We start from the raw sequence: 15,197 nt of genomic DNA on the forward strand, positions 1-15,197 counted from the left end.
AAGCATTCTCGTCACATCAGCGTCCTGCGAATTGTCCGGCCCTGTACGGGTTATAGCTATTAGCCATTAGCCCCGCAACACTAGGCGTCGGCTTAACGCAGTTGCAGGCGCCAGGCCCGGTGTATACGGCTGTTGCGGGCGAAGTCCGGGTCCAGGGACTGCGCGCTGATTTCCTCCACCGCATAGCGTGCCTGCAAATGCTCATCGAGCTGGAACTTGCGGAAGTTGTTGGAGAAGTACAGCACCCCCCCCGGCGCCAGGCGCGCCATGGCCAGGTCGAGCAGTTGCACGTGGTCGCGCTGGACGTCGAACACCCCTTCCATGCGCTTGGAGTTGGAGAAGGTCGGCGGGTCGATGAAGATCAGGTCGAAGCTTTCCTGGGCGTTCTCCAGCCAAGCCATCACATCGCCCTGCTCCAGGCGGTTGCGCTCGGAGAAACCGTTGAGCGACAGGTTGCGCCGCGCCCAATCCAGGTAGGTTTTCGACAGGTCGACACTGGTGGTACTGCGCGCGCCGCCCTTGGCCGCATGCACGGTGGCCGTGGCGGTGTAGCAGAACAGGTTGAGGAAGCGCTTGCCCTCGGCCTCGCGCTGGATGCGCATGCGCATCGGGCGGTGGTCGAGGAACAGGCCGGTGTCGAGGTAGTCGGTGAGGTTGACCAGCAGCTTCACGCCACCTTCGCTGACCTCCTGGAACTGCCCCTGGGTGGCCTGGCGCTCGTACTGGCGCGTGCCGCTCTGGCGCTCGCGGCGCTTGAGCACTACACGCTGCGGGTCGATGCCCAGGGCCTGGGGAATGGCGGCCAAGGCGTCGAGCAGGCGGGCCTGGGCCTTGTCCGGGTCGATCGAGCGTGGCGCGGCGTATTCCTGAACGTGCACCCAATCCTGGTACAGGTCGACTGCCAGCGCGTACTCGGGCATGTCGGCATCGTACAGGCGGTAGCATGACACCTGCTCGCGACGCGCCCACTTGCCCAGCTGACGCAGGTTCTTCTGCAGGCGGTTGGCGAACATCTGCGCGCCTTCGGACAGGCGCGCAGGCTCAGCGGCCATCGCGGCCTGAGGGCGGCTTTCGCCGTCGTCAGCGCCGGCAGCACGGCGCTCGCCGGTGACGAATTGGTCGGGTTGCACCTTGAACAGCAGCAGCTTGCACGGCAAGGCGCCGTTCCAGAAGGCGTACTGCTTGTGGCTGCGAATGCCCATGCGCTTGCCCAGCTCCGGTGCGCCGGTGAACACCGCCGCTTCCCAGCCCATGCAGGCCTGGCGCAGGCGCTCGCCAAGGTTCTGGTAGAGGTACAGCAGGCTCGCCTCGTCGCCCAGGCGCTCGCCATAGGGCGGGTTGCTGATGACCAGGCCTTTCTGGTTCTGGTCGGGGCGCGGCTCGAAGCTGGCCACCTCGCCCTGGTAGATCTTCACCCAATCGCCCAGCCCGGCGCGCTCGACGTTGTTGCGCCCCGGCTGGATCAAACGCGGGTCGGCCTCGTAGCCGCGGATCCACAGCGGTGGCTTGGCCAGGCCTGCCTGCGCACGGGCCTGGGCCTCGTCGTGAACCTTGCGCCACAGCGCCGGCACGTGGCCCTGCCACGCAGTGAAGCCCCAGCGCTCGCGCTTGAGGTTAGGGGCGATATCGGCGGCGATCATTGCCGCTTCTACCAGGAAAGTACCTACGCCGCACATCGGGTCGGCCAGGGCGCCGCCTTCGGCGGCGATGCGCGGCCAACCGGCGCGGATCAACACGGCAGCGGCGAGGTTTTCCTTGAGCGGTGCGGCGCCTTGCTGCAAGCGATAGCCGCGCTGGTGCAGGCTGTGGCCGGAGAGGTCAAGGGAGAGGATCGCCTCGCCGCGGTCCAGGCGCAGGTGAACACGCAGGTCCGGGTTGAGCTTGTCGACCGAGGGGCGCTGGCCTTCGCGGTTGCGCAGCTTGTCGACGATCGCATCCTTGACCTTGAGCGCACCGAAATGGGTGTTGTCGATGCCCGAGCCGTGGCCACTGAACTCCACGGCCAGGGTGCCATCGGCGGCCAGGTGGTCCTGCCAGTCCACCGCGTGCACGCCGTCGTAGAGGTCGTCGGCGTTCTTCATGGTGAAGCGCTGGAGTACCAGCAACACGCGGTTGCCCAGGCGCGACCACAGGCACAGGCGGTAGGCGGTTTCCATGTCGGCCAGGCCGCGAATGGCTGAGGTGTGCTCACGCACATCCTCCAGGCCAAGCCCGCGGGCTTCTTCGGCCAGCAGGCCTTCAAGGCCCTTGGGGCAGGTGAGGTAGAGTTCGATACGGTCCGACATGAGCAAATCCAGGGCCTTGGGCCATGCAGTGGCAAGGCGGCGCACGCCCTGCCGATGTTTGCCCCGGCGCCCTTCCAACAGGCTTCAACCGGGGTGGCTCGCCAACTGGCGGCCGGGCCACCCGAGCGACAAACCTATCGAGTGAAAAGGCTTTGATCGTCGAGCAGTGTGAAAATTTCGTTGGTCGAGTGCCGCAAAATGACCCTTCGTCGTATTACTTCTTGTTACCACCATGGCCGCAAAAACGCTGGCCATTTGACGTCAATCGAGGCGAAACCCTGATCATAGCGGGCTGAACCCTGAATCGCCTGGTGTCTCATTTATTTACTTATCCTATGACCCTTGGAAACGTTACGTCCTTATGACAAATCGATCATTCACACTGTGACGCGCGGTGCGTTAGAACTCCTCTCAGGCCATCTCGCAACGAGTTGGCACTTTCCGCTCGCGACGCCGGCAGCGAGCGCAAAACCGGCAGAACGATTCTGCCCGGCCTCCCAGAGGCCGACGGGACATTACAGTCAACAAGTGAGGGCAACACCCTATGAGAAGACTTAAGCGTGATCCGTTGGAAAGAGCATATTCACGTGGCTACCAGTATGGGGTCACCGGTAAATCCCGCGAGCTTTGCCCCTTCAATTTGCCATCCGTTCGCCAGGCCTGGATCAACGGCTGGCGTGAAGGTCGCGGCGACAACTGGGACGGCATGACCGGCACCGCTGGCATCCATAGACTCAACGAAAATCACGCCGTTGGCTGAACGAGGACACTGAATTCGAGTCACCATGCGCGCCCTATCCGGGCGGCGGGCTGCGGCCCAGGGGCCCCATTCGGGGCCCTTTTTATTGCGTTCGATCAGCGTCCCGGCATTGCTGCAATGGCATCCACCGCTTCGCGAATCAGCGCCGGGCCTTTGTAGATGAAGCCGGAGTAAATCTGCACCAGGCTCGCGCCAGCGGCGATCTTCTCAGCCGCATGACGGCCCTCGGTGATGCCCCCCGCTGCGATGATCGGCAACTTGCCGGCCAACTCACCGGCCAATACCTTCACGATGTGCGTGCTCTTCTCCAGCACCGGCGCACCCGACAACCCACCCGCCTCGCCGCCGAACGGCAAGCCCTCTACTCCTTCGCGGCCCAGGGTGGTGTTGGTGGCGATCACTGCATCCATGCCCGATTCCAGCAGTGCCGAGGCCACCAGCGCGGTTTCCTCGTCGCTCATGTCCGGGGCGATCTTGATCGCCAGCGGTACGCGCTTGCCATACTCACCCGCCAATTGCTCGCGACGTTCGGCCAGGGCATCGAGCAGTTGCTTGAGCGAATCGCCGAACTGCAAGGTACGCAGGCCAGGGGTGTTGGGCGAGCTGACGTTGACGGTGATGTAGCTGGCGTCGTTGTAGACCTTTTCCAGGCAGATCAGGTAGTCGTCCTGGGCTCGCTCCACCGGGGTGTCGAAGTTCTTGCCGATATTGATACCCAGCACGCCGTCGTAGCGCGAGGCCCGTACCCGCGTCAGCAGGTGGTCCACACCCAGGTTGTTGAAACCCATGCGGTTGATGATCGCCGTCGCCTCAGGCAGGCGGAACAGGCGCGGCTTGGGGTTGCCCGGTTGCGCACGCGGCGTGACGGTGCCGATCTCGACGAAGCCGAAGCCCAGCTGGGCGAAGCCATCGATGGCCGCACCGTTCTTGTCCAGGCCTGCGGCCAGGCCCACGGGGTTGGCGAAGTTCAAGCCCATCACCGTCACCGGCAGCGAGGCCGGGCGCTTGCACAGCAGGCCATTGAGGCCCAGGCGGCCACCGGCGCCGATCAGGTCCAGGGACAGGTCGTGGGAGGTTTCCGGGGAAAGCTTGAACAATAGCTGGCGGGCCAGGGTATACATGGGCGGGCAAGACTCGGGGTGAGTGAGGGGTGCGATTATAGCCAGCGCGCCGCCTGGGGGACAGGGCCTTGGCATATGGGTTGCTTCGCCCTGGGTGCAGCCCGATCGGTACGGGCGAGGATTTTTCGTGAATACAGTTCCCCCCGCAGCACCCCTGGCCTGGGTCAACGGCAGCGATGCGCCGGAAAAACCCAGCCTGAATATCGGCTTCATGGCCCTCACCGATTGCGCTTCCGTGGTGGTCGCCGCCACCCAGGGCTTCGCCCAGCAATACGGCCTGACCCTCAACCTGCAGCGCCAGGCGTCGTGGTCCGGGCTGCGCGACAAGCTGGTCAGCGGCGAACTGGACGCCGCTCATTGCCTGTATGGCCTGGTCTACGCCGTGCACCTGGGCCTGGGCGGCGTGCCCGCCACCGACATGGCAGTGCTCATGGGCCTGAACCAGAATGCCCAGGCCATCAACCTTTCCCCCGCCCTGCAACGCAAGGGTGTGACCTGCCCTGAAGCACTGGCGAAACTGGCGCACCAGAATGGCGCGCGACTGACCTTCGCCCAGACCTTCCCCACCGGCACCCACGCCATGTGGCTGTACTACTGGCTGGCCAGCCAAGGTATCCACCCCCTGCACGATGTCGACAGCGTGGTGGTACCACCGGCGCAAATGGTCGCACACCTGCAAGCCGGGCGTATCGATGGCTTTTGCGTGGGCGAGCCGTGGTCGGCCGATGCCGTGGCCCAGGGCCAGGGCTTCACCCTGGCCACCAGCCAGTCGATCTGGCCGGACCACCCGGAGAAAGTGCTGGGCTGCGCCCGCGCCTTCGTCGAGCAATACCCCAATAGCGCACGCGCGCTGGTCAAAGCCATCCTGGCCGCCAGCCGCTTCATCGAGCAGAGCCCGGAAAACCGCCGCAGCACCGCGCAATTGCTCAGCGGCGCGGCCTACCTGGACCTGCCCGCCAGCAGCATCGAGCCGCGCCTGCTCGGCGACTACCACGATGGCCTGGGCAACCACTGGCAAGACCGCCACGCCTTGCGCCTGTTCGACCAAGGTCGCGCCAACCTGCCGTACCTGTCCGACGGCATGTGGTTCATGACTCAGTTCCGCCGTTGGGGCCTGTTGCGCGAAGACCCCGACTACCTGGCCGTGGCCACCGACGTGCAGCAGCTGACGCTGTACCGCGAGGCCGCCGAAGCGCTCGGCATACCCTGCAATGGCCCGGCCATGCGCAGCAGCCTGTTGATCGACGGCAGCCGCTGGGACGGTAGCGACCCCTATGGCTATGCCCGCAGTTTCCGCCTGCACGCCCTGGGCGATGCGGCTGATGCCCGTGTCGGTTCGTGAGGAGGCCCGTATGTTGCGCATCCTGTTGATCGACGACACCGAAAAGAAAGTCGGCCGCCTCAAAGCCGCGCTGATCGAGTCCGGCTTCGAAGTGATCGAAGCCCAAGGCCTGACCATCGACCTGCCCACCTGCGTCGAAACAGTGCGCCCGGACGTGGTGTTGATCGATACCGAGTCACCGGGCCGCGATGTAATGGAACAGGTGGTGCTGGTCAGCCGCGACCGGCCACGGCCGATCGTGTTGTTCACCGACGAACACGACCCCGGGGTGATGCGCCAGGCCATCCAGGCCGGGGTCAGTGCCTATATCGTCGAAGGTATCCATGCTGCACGCCTGCAACCGATACTCGATGTCGCCATGGCGCGCTTCGAGAGCGACCAGGCGCTGCGCGCGCAGCTGCTGGCCCGCGACCAGCAGTTGGCCGAGCGCAAGCGCATCGAGCAGGCCAAGGGCCTGTTGATGAAAATGAAGGATTGCAACGAGGAACAGGCCTACACCCTGATGCGTCGCCAGGCCATGAGCCGCCAGCAGAAGCTGGTGCAAGTGGCCGAGCAGATCATCGCCATGCACGAGATGCTCGGCTAGCCAAGGCATCTTGGCCCGCCTCTTGCTCAGCAATTCCCAGGTAGCCAACGGCGGTTGCCCCCATACCCCGACAAAGACGTCGCTCTCCCCTCCACGCTGGTGGACCGGGTAGCGGCGTCTTTTTCATTTGCGCCCCTGAAAACTAGGGCATGACTACCGTTGCAAGCCGCGCGAGGTGTTCGATGAATACGAGCTTCTGGAAATCCGGGCATGTGCCCACCCTGTTCGCCGCGTTCCTGTATTTCGACCTGAGCTTCATGGTCTGGTACCTGCTCGGCCCCATGGCGGTGCAGATTGCCGCCGACCTGCAACTGACCACCCAGCAACGCGGCCTGATGGTGGCCACGCCGATCCTGGCGGGCGCCGTGCTGCGCTTCGCCATGGGCATGCTGGTGGACCGCCTCTCGCCCAAGACCGCAGGCCTGATCGGCCAAGTGATCGTGATCGTCGCCCTGGCTTGCGCCTGGTTCATCGGCGTCAGCAGCTATGAGCAAGCGCTGCTGCTCGGCGTGTTCCTGGGCTTTGCCGGCGCCTCGTTCGCGGTGTCCTTGCCGCTGGCTTCGCAGTGGTATCCGCCCCAGCACCAGGGTAAAGCCATGGGGATCGCCGGTGCCGGCAACTCCGGCACGGTGTTCGCCGCCCTGCTGGCACCCGCCCTGGCGGCCGGCTTTGGCTGGAACAACGTGTTCGGCTTTGCGCTGATCCCGCTGGCATTGACCCTGGTGCTGTTCACCCTGATGGCACGCAACGCCCCGGAGCGTCCGAAGCCCAAGGCCATGGCCGACTACTTCAAGGCTCTGGGTGACCGTGACAGCTGGTGGTTCATGTTCTTCTACAGCGTCACTTTCGGCGGCTTCATCGGCCTGGCCAGCGCCCTGCCCGGCTACTTCAGCGACCAGTACGGCCTGAACCCGGTCACCGCCGGCTACTACACCGCCGCCTGCGTGTTCGCCGGCAGCCTGATGCGCCCCCTGGGCGGCGCCATGGCCGACCGCTTCGGCGGTATCCGCACGCTGCTGGGTATGTACGCCGTGGCGGCAACCTGCATCGCTGCGGTGGGCTTCAACCTGCCGAGTGCCATGGCGGCCCTGGCGTTGTTCGTGATCGCCATGCTTGGCTTGGGGGCTGGCAATGGTGCGGTGTTCCAGCTGGTACCACAGCGCTTCCGCCAGGAACTTGGGGTGATGACCGGGCTGATCGGCATGGCCGGCGGCATCGGCGGCTTCCTGCTGGCCGCAGGCCTTGGTGCGATCAAGCAGCAGACCGGTGACTATCAGCTGGGCCTGTGGCTGTTCGCCAGCCTTGGCGTGCTGGCCTGGTTCGGCCTGTATGGCGTCAAGCTACGCTGGCGCACCACATGGGGCTCGGCCGCCGTCACTGCGGCGCGGGTCTGACCGGCTCGATGAGCCTGCAACTGCTATTCGCCCAGGCCAGCGCCACCGGCCCACGGGCCGAGAACCAGGACGCCCTGCGCCTGGTCACGCCAGCCCCGGAGCTGGCGGCCAGCAAGGGCTACCTGTTCGCCCTCGCCGACGGCGTCAGCCAGTGCGCCGATGGCGGGCTGGCGGCCCGGGCGAGCTTGCAGGCCCTGGCCCTGGACTACTACGCCACGCCCGCAACCTGGGGCGTGACCCAGGCGCTGGACCGGTTGTTGCTGGCCCAGAACCGCTGGCTGCGTGCCCAGGGAACGGGCCAGACACTGCTGACCACGCTTACCGCCCTGGTGCTGCGTGGGCGCCGCTACACCTTGGCGCATGTCGGTGACTGCCGCGCCTACCGCTGGCACGACGACCAGTTGCACTGCCTGAGCGAAGACCACGTCTGGGAACAGCCCGGCATGCAGCATGTGCTCAAGCGCGCGCTGGGCCTGGACCAACACCTGCTGGTGGACTACCTGGAGGGCGAGCTACGACCGGGCGAGTGCTTTCTGCTGGTCAGCGACGGCGTGTGGGCCAGCCTGGGCGATCAACACATCCTGTCGATCCTGCGTGAGCAGGCCGACTTGCAAGTAGCAGCCGACACCCTGGTGGCCGCCGCCCATCATGCAGGCAGCCAGGACAACGCCAGCGCCTTGCTGGTGCGGGTCGAACAGCTTGGCCCGGCCAACCTCGGCGATACCTTGGCGCAGTTGCAGGACTGGTCGACGCCGCCACTGCTGCGCCCCGGCCAAGGTATCGACGACTGGCTGGTAGACAGCCTGGTAGCGCAGAGCAAGCAGTCACTGCTCTACCGCGTCAAGGACAGCCAGGGCCAGCCCTGGCTGCTCAAGACCCTGCCCCCCTCACGTGAGACAGACCCACTGGCTGGCCAGCAACTGTTGCTCGAAGAGTGGTTCCTGCGCCGGGTTGCCGGTCGGCATTTCCCCCATGTGCACGCCGCCAGCCAGCGCCAGCAGCTGTACTACGTGATGCGCGAGTACTCCGGCAGAACCCTGGCCAGCCTGCTGGCCGAACACGGCCCCCTGCCGCTGGCACAATGGCTGGAGCTGGCCCGCCAGCTGTTGCAGGCCGTGGGCATACTGCACCGGCGCAACCTGTTGCACCGGGATATCAAGCCGGAAAACCTGCACCTGGGCGATGACGGGCAATTGCGCTTGCTGGATTTTGGCCTGGCCTACTGCCCAGGCTTGTCCGAAGACCAACCCCATGACCTGCCCGGCACACCGTCGTTCATCGCGCCAGAGGCATTCGAAGGCCGCCCGCCCAGCCCGCGCCAGGACCTCTATGCCGTGGGCGTGACGCTGTATTACCTGCTGACCGGGCATTATCCCTATGGCGAGGTCGAAGCGTTTCAGCACCCTCGTTTCGGCAACCCGGTCAATGCCGCACGCTATCGGCCGGACCTGCCAGAGTGGTTGCAACACAACCTGGAACAGGCAGTGGCCGCAGACCCGGTGCAGCGTTTCGAGACCGCCGAGCAGTGGCTGTTGTTGCTGGAACGTGGGGATCGGCAGGAGTTGCCGGGGCGGGCACGACCGCTGCTGGAGCGTGAGCCGCTGAAGGTATGGCGCACGGTGGCGCTGGTGTCTTTGCTGGTGAACCTGGTGATGTTGCTGGCCTGGCTCAAGGGCTGAGGCCATGCCGTACACTTTATGGAGCACAAAGAAAAACCCGGCCGAGGCCGGGTTTTTCATGAAGCGTCAAACCAATTACTTGGCCTGGGCTTCTACCTGAGCTTCTACGCGGCGGTTAACAGCGCGGCCCGATTCGGTAGCGTTGTCGGCAACCGGACGGGTTTCGCCGTAGCCAACCGAGTCAACACGGCTAGCTTCAACGCCGTACTGCTGGGTCAGAACCTGCTTGACAGCATTGGCACGACGCTCGGACAGCTTCTGGTTGTAAGCGTCTGGACCTACGGAGTCAGTGTGACCTTCAACCACGGTGGTGGTTTGTGGGTACTGCTTCATGAAGTCGGCCAGGTTCTTGATGTCGCCGTAGCTGTTAGGCTTGACGACCGACTTGTCGAAGTCGAACTTGACGTCCAGCTCAACGCGAACGACTTCGGCAACAGCCGGGCAGCCGTCGGCGTCAACGGTGACGTTGGCCGGGGTGTCAGGGCACTTGTCGACGTTGTCGCACACGCCGTCGTTGTCGCTGTCGGAGCACACTTCAGCAACTGGAGCCGGAGCCGGAGCTGGCTGCTTGCCGCCGCTGCCACCGAAGTTCAGACCCAGACCAACGGTTGGGCCCCACTCGGTGTTGCCGTTGTCGATGTTGTACATGGCTTCGACGCCAGCACGGGCGAAGAACATGTCGGTGATGTACCACTTGGCGCCAGCGCCAACGTTGGCGAAGGTGGAGTGGTCACGGCCGCTACGGGTAGCTTGACCCAGGCTTTCGTGAGCGAAACCCGCGGAGACGTACGGACGCAGAGCGTCGCCCACGGTACCGAAGTGGTAGGTGGCGTCCAGCTTGGTCTTGGAGCCTTTGATGTCTTTGTTGAAGACTTCGCCACGGGCGTTGTGGGTCTCGTTGTAGCCGAGGTCCAGGGAAACGTCGTCGGTCAGGAAGTAACCCAGGCGAACACCAGGGTTGGTGCCGTCGTTCTTGAAGTTACGCTCGCTGTCGTAGAACTGCTTGGTAACGTTACCTTCAATTTCGACAGCGCCTTGGCCTTGTGCCAGAACGCCGAACGAAGTAGCGGCAACGAGCGAGCCAATGGCCAAGCCCAAGGTGTTTTTCAATTTCATCCGTTAAATCCCCATCTGGTGATAGTTAAGCGGTCCCACCAAAAACCGGGGGGACAACTCGACGGCAAGTCTAGCAGAACTCGCCGATTGCTTAGAGATATTTGCTGGCCACTAAGTTTCAGTCAAACCTGCAAATTTCTCCTTGAGTTTGTCGAGCGCGCGTTTGTAACGCATTTTCGTGGCGCTCAGGCCCATGTGCATGATGTCGGCGATCTCCTGGAATTCCAGCTCTGCGACAAATCGAAGCACCAGGATTTCCCGGTCGATCGGGTTCACATGCACCAGCCATTTATCCAGCCCGCCTTTTTCTTCGGCTTTCGGTGCCTTTTCTTCGGACGCCTCTTCAACAGGGTCCAGACTCAGGGCATCCATCAACCGCCGCTTGCGGCGCTCCTTGCGGTACTGGGTAATGCACTCGTTGTAGGTGATGCTGTAGAGCCAGGTCTTGAACTTCGATTTACCCTCGAAGTTCTTCAGACCGTACAACACCTTCAACATCACCTCCTGACAGACATCGTCGGCGTCCCGATCGTTCCCAAGATAACGTGCACAGACGTTGAATAGGGTTCGTTGGTAGCGCCGCATCAGCTCTTCATAGGCGCGGGTGACGTGAAACAGTTCCTCATGCGAACGCGCCACCAACTCCTCGTCGGTGAGCTCGCGGGGGTCATAGCGCATGGGCGGCGAATGGACTTTATTCAAAACGGATCTGGCCGACAGTCAGGTCAATGTCGCCGCTCGGCCCCGTGGGCCGGTTTTCGCGGCGGCATACATTAACAGCTTTTGTGCGGTTAGCGGCTATTGACTCGCTGCTCGAGCAACACCCGGTTGGACAACGACACCAATTCGCCATCATCGGTCAGCAAGGTGGTTTTCACCGTTCCGATTTCCTCGATCTGCCCTTCGACCTCTCCAATCTGCACCTGCTGGCCCACTTGGTAGAGTTCACGTACGTAGATACCGGCGATGATCTGCCCGGCAATTTCGCGGCTGCCCAGGCCCATGGCCAAGGCAACGGCCAGACCAACGGTAATCAGGCCAATGACGATCACATGGTTGAGCAGGTCGGTCTTGACCTCGAGCTGGCTGATGGCCACCGAGATGCTGATGATGATCACCAGGCCCTGGGCGATACGCCCCAGGCCACCGGCATACTCAAGGCCAATGCCTTCGGCAGCGCCACGCACCAGGCCGTTGGCCAGTTGCGCCAGCAGCACACCGGCCAGCAACACCAAGGCTGCGCCGAACACCTTGGGCAGGTACAGGGCGAGCATGTCCAAAGTCGCGGAAACCCGCTCAAGGCCCAGGGACTCGGCAGCGGAAACCAGGAAAATCAGCAACACGAACCAGTAGACGATCTTGCCGATCAAGGTGGAGATCGGCACCTGGATACCAACCCGGGCCAACATCTTGGTCAGCCCGGTGCCGCTCATCAGGCGGTCCAGGCCGAACTTGGCGAGCAGTTTCGACAGCAAGGTGTCGAGCAGCTTGGCCACCACGAAACCGAGCAGCACCACCACCAGCGCGCCAAACAGGTTGGGGATGAAGTTGGCAACCTTCGTCCAAAGGGCGGTCATGGCGGTGACCAGGCTCTGGGTCCAGAGATCGAGTTCCATATTCAATCGGCCTTATCAGCTTTCGTTCTGCCAGCGGCAGGCGTACGACGCACCGGCGCGACATGCGCCGAGCCATTGTTGACAGCGATCAGCAGCGCCTGGCTCCAGCGGCCCAGCAGGCTGAACAGATCGCCCACGCCGACCTGGCGGTTGGCGGTTTTCAGCACGCGACCCAGGCAAGCGTCGTCGTCGCGGTCCTTGCCGGACGGCGACGCCTTGAGCAGGTCGCGCAGGGATTCTTCAAACGGATCGTGCATGTGCACCTCGCGCAATGTCAGTCAGAGACGAGGATGGTGAAAGATAGGTCACACCGAAAAGTGGGACGAATGTTTCAAGTTGCGAACGAAACAAACCCGCTAGACCCATCGCAAGCGCCGGAACAACCACCACTGCCCGGCCGCCAAGCCCAGCACCAGGAGGCTGGCGAACAGGAAGCCATAGGGGCTGTCCGCACCCGGAATGCCGCCGACATTGATGCCCAACAGGCCGGTGACGAAGCTCATGGGCAGGAAGATGCAGGTAATGATGCCGAAGCGGTACATGGTGCGGTTCATCCGCTCGGCACGCCGACGGTCTTCGTTTTCCAGCAGCAGCGCGGCGCGCTCGCGGGTCAGCTCCAGCTCCTCCAGGTAGCGAATGAGGCTGTTGTTGAGCTCGTTCCAGTAATCGGCGTCGGCATCGGCGAACCAGCTCCACTTGTGCCGCGACAGCTGCGCGTAGATGTCGCGCTGAGGGGCAAGGAAACGGCGCAGGCCGGCAGCACGTCGGCGAATCTGCTGCAAGCTGCCCGGTGCCGGGCTATACCGTTCGTCGGACTCTACCTTTTCCTCTTCCAGATCGACCACTTCCGACAGGTCGCTGATCAGCGCCTGGACCTTCTCGGTGAGTAACTCGCCCATCAATAGCAGCAGCTCGGAGGCCGATTTCGGCCCCCTGCCCTCGTCCAGGTGCTGCAACACCTCGTCGCTGGCGCGCAGCGGCCGCAGGCGCAGGGAAATCACCCGGCGCGCCTCGGCGAAGATACGCACCGAGACCATGTCTTCTGGCTCGGCACCCGGGTTCAGGTTGACCCCACGCAGAAACAGCAACAGCTGTTCATCGGCCAGCGGCAACAGCCGTGGGCGGGTGTTCTCTTCGAGCAGCAGCTCGCAGGCGAACGCGCTCAGGCCGCTGTCACGCAGCAGCCAGGAGCGGGTTTGTGGATGGCTGCGGTCCCAGTGCAGCCAGAGGCTTTCCTGGGGTTGCAGTTGCAGGTCGTCCAGTTCGGTGCGGGCGATGGAACGCGCACCGCCCTTGCCATCGAGCACCAGGGCATGGACCAGGCCCCATTGCGCGTTGTCTTCCTCGAACATCAAAGCTCCATCAGCGCGCTGCGCGTCACTCCGGCATTTTCAGCGGGCTTGGCGAGACGATCACGCCATTGTTGTCGGCATACACGTACTCACCCGGACGGAAGGTGACCCCGGCGAAGGTCACCGCGACGTTGAGGTCGCCGATGCCGCGCTTGTCGGTCTTCATCGGGTGGCTGGCCAGGGCCTGCACACCGACGTCGGTCTGGATCAGCACGTCCACGTCACGCACGCAGCCGTAGATCACCAACCCTTCCCAGCCATTCTTCGCCGCCTTCTCGGCGAGCATGTCGCCGAGCAGCGCGCGGCGCAATGAACCGCCGCCGTCGACCACCAGCACCTTGCCCTTGCCGTCGAGCTCAACCTGCTCCTTGACCAGGGAATTGTCTTCGAAGCACTTGATGGTGACGATTTGCCCGCCGAACGAGTCGCGGCCACCAAAGTTGCTGAACATCGGCTCCAGCACCTGAACCAGTTCCGGGTAGGCGTCGCACAGGTCGGGGGTTACGTAATGCTGCATGGGAAACTCCTGTCAGTCATAACGAAAACGGGTGAAGGCAAGGCTACACCCTGGAAGCGCTTCCAGCCATCTGAGACCACGCAGTCAGGTTTGCGTGGCCGGCACCTGCACCACTACCTCAGCCCCCTGCACGACCGCCGACGGGTCGCGCAGCCAGCCCTCGACCAGCGGCCACACCTGCGCCTGCGCTGCTTTGCTGACCAGCATGTCGACATGCCCGAACGCCTCGAAGCCTTCCTCGCGCCCCAGGCGCAGGAACTGCTTGCGCGTGCCGCCCAGTTGCTCGTAAAGCTTGCGGCAGGCCCACACCGGGTCCTGGAAGTCTCCGGCCCCCGCCACGGCCAGCAGCGGCACATCGACCTCGGCAAGCCCTGCCCACCAGTCGTTGCCCTTCACCCCGAAACGCCCGAACAGGCCATGCCAGCGCAAGCTTTCCAAGGCCAGGCCGATGGGCTCGTCTTCCGGCCCGCGCTTGAAACGCGGGCCGGACAACTGAGCGAAGCGCTTGAGCACGGCACGCGCGCCCCACGCCACCGGCGGCACCTTCAAAGGCCAATACACGCGGCTGATCTGGGTGCCGAACAACGCCACGCTGGCCACCAGGCCGGGCTCCAGGTAACCACCGCCGAGGGCGGCAGCCAAGGTGGTGCCGCCCAGCGAATGACCGACCCAGTGCGGCGCTTGCCCACACTGTTCACGCACGAACGCGCCGATCACCGGCAGGTCGTCACGCGCATAGTCGGCCACACAGTTGTCCTGCCACTGGCGGTTACGCGGCGAAAGGCCGTGGCCACGCATCTCGGGTATCCATACATCGAAACCGGCACGTGCCAGGTAGGCGCCCAGGCCAATACCCTTGGGCGAATACCAGAAGCGCCGGTTGGAAAAACTGCCGTGCAGAAGGATCACCGGCATACCCTGGGCACCGCCCTGGTCGGCCAAACCCAGGCGGGTGACGGCCAGTTCGACGCTGACGTCGGGGCTGTTGCCGGCCTTGATCCGGTACACGTCTTCACTGAGGTCGCCGCGGCGCTCGGCACTGAGCAAGGCCACGGGAAAAAGGGTGCTGCTGCTTTGCATAGGTTCTGGACGAAAAAAGGGCGGGGTCCATTACTGGAACTCGCCCTGGGTGAAACCGGGCGGGGGCGCCACGGGGCGCCCCCGCGTTCAGCGCATCAGGCTGCGCCCTGGCCCTCTGCGAGGAAGAACCAGGTCTCGAGTACCGAGTCCGGGTTCAGCGACACGCTTTCGATGCCCTGCTCCATCAGCCATTTAGCCAGGTCCGGGTGGTCCGAGGGGCCCTGGCCGCAGATGCCGATGTACTTGCCGGCCTTGTTGCACGCGGCAATGGCGTTGGCCAGTATCAACGTCGTAGTCTTCGACGGCCCTTTAGGGGATTCAAGATCCCAGTGAGATCTCATCTTGAGAC

At 63.8% G+C, this 15,197-nt stretch carries 15 protein-coding genes; 5 read left to right on the forward strand and 10 right to left on the reverse strand.

The window, feature by feature from the left end; translation table 11 throughout:
* Nucleotides 1-92: 92 nt before the first annotated feature.
* The gene (rlmKL, locus tag ACQKPE_RS14475; protein ID WP_427666857.1) at nt 93-2,285 is read right to left on the reverse strand and encodes a bifunctional 23S rRNA (guanine(2069)-N(7))-methyltransferase RlmK/23S rRNA (guanine(2445)-N(2))-methyltransferase RlmL; all 2,193 of its coding nucleotides are present in this window, start codon (nt 2,283-2,285) and stop codon (nt 93-95) included.
* 544 nt (nt 2,286-2,829) lie between these two features.
* Here rlmKL and rmf point away from each other — a divergent pair.
* Entirely contained in the window at nt 2,830-3,045 is a 216-nt protein-coding gene (gene rmf, locus ACQKPE_RS14480) for a ribosome modulation factor (RefSeq protein ID WP_003248687.1), read from the forward strand.
* A 95-nt stretch (nt 3,046-3,140) separates the two neighbouring features.
* On the opposite strand, the gene ACQKPE_RS14485 is transcribed toward rmf, so the two are convergent.
* Nucleotides 3,141-4,166, reverse strand: a complete 1,026-nt coding sequence (locus ACQKPE_RS14485) for a quinone-dependent dihydroorotate dehydrogenase (RefSeq protein WP_427666858.1) — start codon at nt 4,164-4,166, stop codon at nt 3,141-3,143.
* 127 nt (nt 4,167-4,293) lie between these two features.
* Between ACQKPE_RS14485 and ACQKPE_RS14490 the strand changes: the two genes are divergently transcribed.
* The 4 genes from ACQKPE_RS14490 to ACQKPE_RS14505 all read left to right on the forward strand — a co-directional run bounded on the left by ACQKPE_RS14490 (nt 4,294) and on the right by ACQKPE_RS14505 (nt 9,167).
* A complete protein-coding gene (locus ACQKPE_RS14490) occupies nt 4,294-5,508 on the forward strand; it encodes a CmpA/NrtA family ABC transporter substrate-binding protein (protein ID WP_427666860.1) in 1,215 nt (404 codons plus the stop codon).
* A gap of 10 nt (nt 5,509-5,518) precedes the next feature.
* Entirely contained in the window at nt 5,519-6,094 is a 576-nt protein-coding gene (locus ACQKPE_RS14495; RefSeq protein WP_427666862.1) for an ANTAR domain-containing response regulator, read from the forward strand.
* Nucleotides 6,095-6,276: 182 nt separating this feature from the next.
* On the forward strand, nt 6,277-7,488 hold the full coding sequence (locus ACQKPE_RS14500; protein ID WP_427666864.1) for a nitrate/nitrite transporter: 1,212 nt from the start codon (nt 6,277-6,279) through the stop codon (nt 7,486-7,488).
* Between the two features lie 8 nt (nt 7,489-7,496).
* Nucleotides 7,497-9,167: a protein kinase domain-containing protein gene (locus tag ACQKPE_RS14505; protein WP_427666872.1), complete on the forward strand. Its 1,671-nt coding sequence runs from the start codon at nt 7,497-7,499 to the stop codon at nt 9,165-9,167.
* Nucleotides 9,168-9,242: 75 nt separating this feature from the next.
* Here ACQKPE_RS14505 and ACQKPE_RS14510 read toward each other — a convergent pair whose 3' ends face one another.
* The 8 genes from ACQKPE_RS14510 to ACQKPE_RS14545 form a co-directional block, all read right to left on the reverse strand.
* Nucleotides 9,243-10,283 (reverse strand): OmpA family protein, encoded by a 1,041-nt coding sequence (locus ACQKPE_RS14510; RefSeq protein WP_375101889.1) that lies wholly within the window; start codon nt 10,281-10,283, stop codon nt 9,243-9,245.
* Nucleotides 10,284-10,394: 111 nt separating this feature from the next.
* The gene (gene sigX / locus ACQKPE_RS14515; protein ID WP_427666865.1) at nt 10,395-10,961 is read right to left on the reverse strand and encodes an RNA polymerase sigma factor SigX; all 567 of its coding nucleotides are present in this window, start codon (nt 10,959-10,961) and stop codon (nt 10,395-10,397) included.
* Between the two features lie 113 nt (nt 10,962-11,074).
* Nucleotides 11,075-11,899, reverse strand: coding sequence for a mechanosensitive ion channel family protein (locus ACQKPE_RS14520; protein WP_427666866.1), 825 nt, complete (start codon nt 11,897-11,899; stop codon nt 11,075-11,077).
* A 2-nt stretch (nt 11,900-11,901) separates the two neighbouring features.
* Nucleotides 11,902-12,156, reverse strand: coding sequence for a CrfX protein (locus ACQKPE_RS14525; protein ID WP_427666867.1), 255 nt, complete (start codon nt 12,154-12,156; stop codon nt 11,902-11,904).
* 99 nt (nt 12,157-12,255) lie between these two features.
* Nucleotides 12,256-13,251 carry a zinc transporter ZntB gene (locus tag ACQKPE_RS14530; RefSeq protein WP_427666868.1) on the reverse strand — a complete coding sequence of 332 codons (996 nt, stop codon included), beginning with the start codon at nt 13,249-13,251 and terminating at the stop codon, nt 12,256-12,258.
* 25 nt (nt 13,252-13,276) lie between these two features.
* Nucleotides 13,277-13,768: a ribonuclease E activity regulator RraA gene (gene rraA, locus ACQKPE_RS14535; RefSeq protein WP_427666869.1), complete on the reverse strand. Its 492-nt coding sequence runs from the start codon at nt 13,766-13,768 to the stop codon at nt 13,277-13,279.
* 84 nt (nt 13,769-13,852) lie between these two features.
* Nucleotides 13,853-14,848 carry an alpha/beta fold hydrolase gene (locus tag ACQKPE_RS14540; RefSeq protein WP_427666870.1) on the reverse strand — a complete coding sequence of 332 codons (996 nt, stop codon included), beginning with the start codon at nt 14,846-14,848 and terminating at the stop codon, nt 13,853-13,855.
* A gap of 95 nt (nt 14,849-14,943) precedes the next feature.
* A partial coding sequence (locus ACQKPE_RS14545) for a putative PEP-binding protein (RefSeq protein WP_427666871.1) occupies nt 14,944-15,197 on the reverse strand: 254 nt, incomplete at its 5' end.

The sequence above is a fragment of the Pseudomonas sp. NPDC089554 genome (assembly GCF_050280645.1).
Taxonomy (GTDB): Bacteria; Pseudomonadota; Gammaproteobacteria; order Pseudomonadales; family Pseudomonadaceae; genus Aquipseudomonas.

Coding starts and splice junctions, on each gene's coding strand:
- ACQKPE_RS14540 (WP_427666870.1), bottom strand. CDS start 14,848: ATGCAAAGCAGCAGCACCCTTTTTCCCGTGGCCTTGCTCAGTGCCGAG.
- ACQKPE_RS14525 (WP_427666867.1), bottom strand. CDS start 12,156: ATGCACGATCCGTTTGAAGAATCCCTGCGCGACCTGCTCAAGGCGTCG.
- ACQKPE_RS14530 (WP_427666868.1), bottom strand. CDS start 13,251: ATGTTCGAGGAAGACAACGCGCAATGGGGCCTGGTCCATGCCCTGGTG.
- ACQKPE_RS14505 (WP_427666872.1), top strand. CDS start 7,497: ATGAGCCTGCAACTGCTATTCGCCCAGGCCAGCGCCACCGGCCCACGG.
- sigX (WP_427666865.1), bottom strand. CDS start 10,961: ATGCGCTATGACCCCCGCGAGCTCACCGACGAGGAGTTGGTGGCGCGT.
- ACQKPE_RS14495 (WP_427666862.1), top strand. CDS start 5,519: ATGTTGCGCATCCTGTTGATCGACGACACCGAAAAGAAAGTCGGCCGC.
- ACQKPE_RS14485 (WP_427666858.1), bottom strand. CDS start 4,166: ATGTATACCCTGGCCCGCCAGCTATTGTTCAAGCTTTCCCCGGAAACC.
- rlmKL (WP_427666857.1), bottom strand. CDS start 2,285: ATGTCGGACCGTATCGAACTCTACCTCACCTGCCCCAAGGGCCTTGAA.
- ACQKPE_RS14510 (WP_375101889.1), bottom strand. CDS start 10,283: ATGAAATTGAAAAACACCTTGGGCTTGGCCATTGGCTCGCTCGTTGCC.
- rraA (WP_427666869.1), bottom strand. CDS start 13,768: ATGCAGCATTACGTAACCCCCGACCTGTGCGACGCCTACCCGGAACTG.
- rmf (WP_003248687.1), top strand. CDS start 2,830: ATGAGAAGACTTAAGCGTGATCCGTTGGAAAGAGCATATTCACGTGGC.
- ACQKPE_RS14520 (WP_427666866.1), bottom strand. CDS start 11,899: ATGGAACTCGATCTCTGGACCCAGAGCCTGGTCACCGCCATGACCGCC.
- ACQKPE_RS14500 (WP_427666864.1), top strand. CDS start 6,277: ATGAATACGAGCTTCTGGAAATCCGGGCATGTGCCCACCCTGTTCGCC.